Below are 2,519 nucleotides of genomic sequence, written 5' to 3' on the forward strand. Positions count from 1 at the left end.
CACGCAGACTGTTTCGTTCTTCCAATAGGAGTCGACAGAAAGATCGCAAAGGACTGGATACAGTTCCTAACAACTGTAAAAGCAGCCAATACATTCTGCCCGATCAAAGGCGCGGCGCCGTTCGTTCTCGACGCTCCGCTGGATGTTTACGACGACATCACTAAGGAGATACTGGGATACTTCCGTGACGATGGTGTTGTGAAGGTTTTATCGCAGTTTGGTGCTCCGCCGGAATCGTATCTGGACGTATTCGGGACGGCTTTTAGTGAATTCTTCAATACGCCGGAGATCAACGACACCACTTTGGGCAATTTTGATTACGCTTACGAAGAAGTTTTCTTGTTCTAAAACAGACCGGCAGGTGTAAGGGCACCTGCCGGCCGTTCGTGCTCAAACGTAATTCGAAACAAAGGAGTTGGATTATTTGAGCAAGAGGGTACAGATCTTACTATTCATTTTACCAGGTTTGATTCTTGTTGGCCTGTTTGTCTATGGCTTCACTGCATGGACACTCCAAGTATCGTTCACTAATTGGCGGGACGTTGGCTCGGCAGGAGATTTCGTCGGCCTCGACAATTACATAAGACTTTTTTCAACAGACAGGGTCTTCAAGGCTTCGCTGGTAAATACTCTGAAGCTTACTCTTGTGTTCATCGGGGTAACGGTTCCTCTTGGCCTTTTCTTAGCTGTACTTTTGGATCTCAATCTAAAAGGAAGACAGATATTCAGGTTGATATTTTTGCTCCCGCTCTCCTTTTCCTTTGTAGCATCGGCATCGATGTGGACGTGGATGTTTTCTCCTCAGATAGGTTCCATAAATGCTCTGCTTAGAGCCATAGGGCTTGGCTCGCTTGCTCAGCCGTGGATCACTTCCGACAAACAGGCTCTGTTTTGTATTGCTATCGCCTATGTGTGGCAGTTTTCAGGCTTTTCAACACTCGTCTACTATGCGGGAATCAGTGGGGTTGCTCCCGAAATAAGTGAAGCTGCAAAGATCGATGGAGCCTCCACTTTCCAGAGATACATGAAAGTAATTATCCCGATGCAGAGGCCGGCAACCTTGACAGTTCTAATGATTCTGCTCATGTATTCATTGAGAGTATTCGATCTTGTCTGGCTTATGACCGGTGGAGGACCGGGTAGTTCTTCTGAGATACTTTCGACTTTTATGTTTAGGACGGCCTTCAACAGAAACAGATTTGGATATGGTGCTTCGGTCGGGATCGTGATGTTTGTTATATCGATCTTGATAGTCATTCCTTTCTTTGCGAGACTCAGGAGAAGCGAATATGAGTAAGACGACAATGAGACCAATCTCAAGAGCCAAGGATGTGACAAAGAAGAGCATTATTTACCTACTGCTCTTCATCGCAGCGTTTTTCTATTTGTTCCCGATTTATACTGCGGTAAACACTTCTCTCAAGAACAATCAAGAGCTGGCGTACGGTCCCGTCAACATCGTAAGAAACCCTGAATTTGCGAACTATCTCAAGGCCTTTTCGGAGATAGACAGACCGATCTGGAACAGCTTCGTGATAACAATGGTGGCAACGGCGATATCTTCGGCACTCGGTGCCTGGGGAGGTTTTGGATATTCTAAACTGAAATTCAGAGGGAGCTCCGTTCTCTTTCTCATATTGGTTCTCGGATTTTACATAGCTCCACAGTCGATACTGATACCGCTATTGAGATTCATAGGGAGCATAGGGTTGTACAACTCTTATTGGGGTTTAATACTGACGCATACCGCCTATGGTGTACCAATAACGACTCTGCTTTTCAGGAATTACTTCGAATCCCTGCCCACTGAAGTTGTGGATAGCGCAAGGATAGACGGCTGCAGTTACATCGGCACTTTCTTCAGAATTGCACTCCCTCTATCACTGCCAGGTTTTGCGGTAGTCGCTATCTTTCAGTTCACGAATATCTGGAACGAGTTCCTCTTTGGGCTGATACTGACTAGAGGGGTGAACTCCCAACCCCTTACAGTCGCTATCGGAAATCTTAAAGGCACAACAGTAGCATCATGGAACATCCAGATGGCGGGAGTGATGATATCTGTTCTTCCAGTTCTTCTAGTGTATGTTTTCTTTCTAAAACTGATTGTAAAGGGTCTATTAATGGGTTCGGTAAAAGGTTAATGATCAAAGTCACATAAATGCTAAGGAGGTGTTGAGTTGAAAAAGAAAGTCTTTCTACTTGGAGAGACTTGGACAGTTACTAAGATTCACACAAAGGGATTCGACGTTGTGGAACTGGGAGGATTTGACGATTACTCGGTGTATTTCAAAGAGCCGATGAAGGCCTTTGAGGACATAGAAGTGACACATATTCCTAACCATCAAGTGTTGAGCATGTTCCCGGCCACTTCCGAAGAACTCTCCAAGTTCAATGTGGTAATCATAAGCGACTGCGGAAGAAACACCCTGACTATGTACCCGGATATGTTCAAAGTACCGATGGGTCCGAACAAAGTTCAGATGCTCGCTGATTACGTTCTGGCCGGCGGATCGCTAATC

At 45.5% G+C, this 2,519-nt stretch carries 3 protein-coding genes; all 3 read left to right on the forward strand.

Annotated elements, in window-relative coordinates; all coding sequences use genetic code 11:
• The first annotated feature begins 415 nt into the window (after window positions 1-415).
• On the forward strand, window positions 416-1,297 hold the full coding sequence (locus tag ENN47_00900; GenBank protein ID HDP76749.1) for a sugar ABC transporter permease: 882 nt from the start codon (window positions 416-418) through the stop codon (window positions 1,295-1,297).
• Window positions 1,290-2,141: a carbohydrate ABC transporter permease gene (locus ENN47_00905; protein ID HDP76750.1), complete on the forward strand. Its 852-nt coding sequence runs from the start codon at window positions 1,290-1,292 to the stop codon at window positions 2,139-2,141. The genes ENN47_00900 and ENN47_00905 overlap by 8 nt, the downstream gene beginning before the upstream one ends.
• A 36-nt stretch (window positions 2,142-2,177) precedes the next feature.
• A partial coding sequence (locus tag ENN47_00910) for a cytoplasmic protein (GenBank protein HDP76751.1) occupies window positions 2,178-2,519 on the forward strand: 342 nt, incomplete at its 3' end.

The organism is Mesotoga infera, from assembly GCA_011045915.1.
GTDB lineage: Bacteria > Thermotogota > Thermotogae > Petrotogales > Kosmotogaceae > Mesotoga > Mesotoga infera_D.

Bases quoted from the DNA above. Each gene is read 5' to 3' on its own strand.
- ENN47_00905 (HDP76750.1), top strand. From the start codon at position 1,290: ATGAGTAAGACGACAATGAGACCAATCTCAAGAGCCAAGGATGTGACA.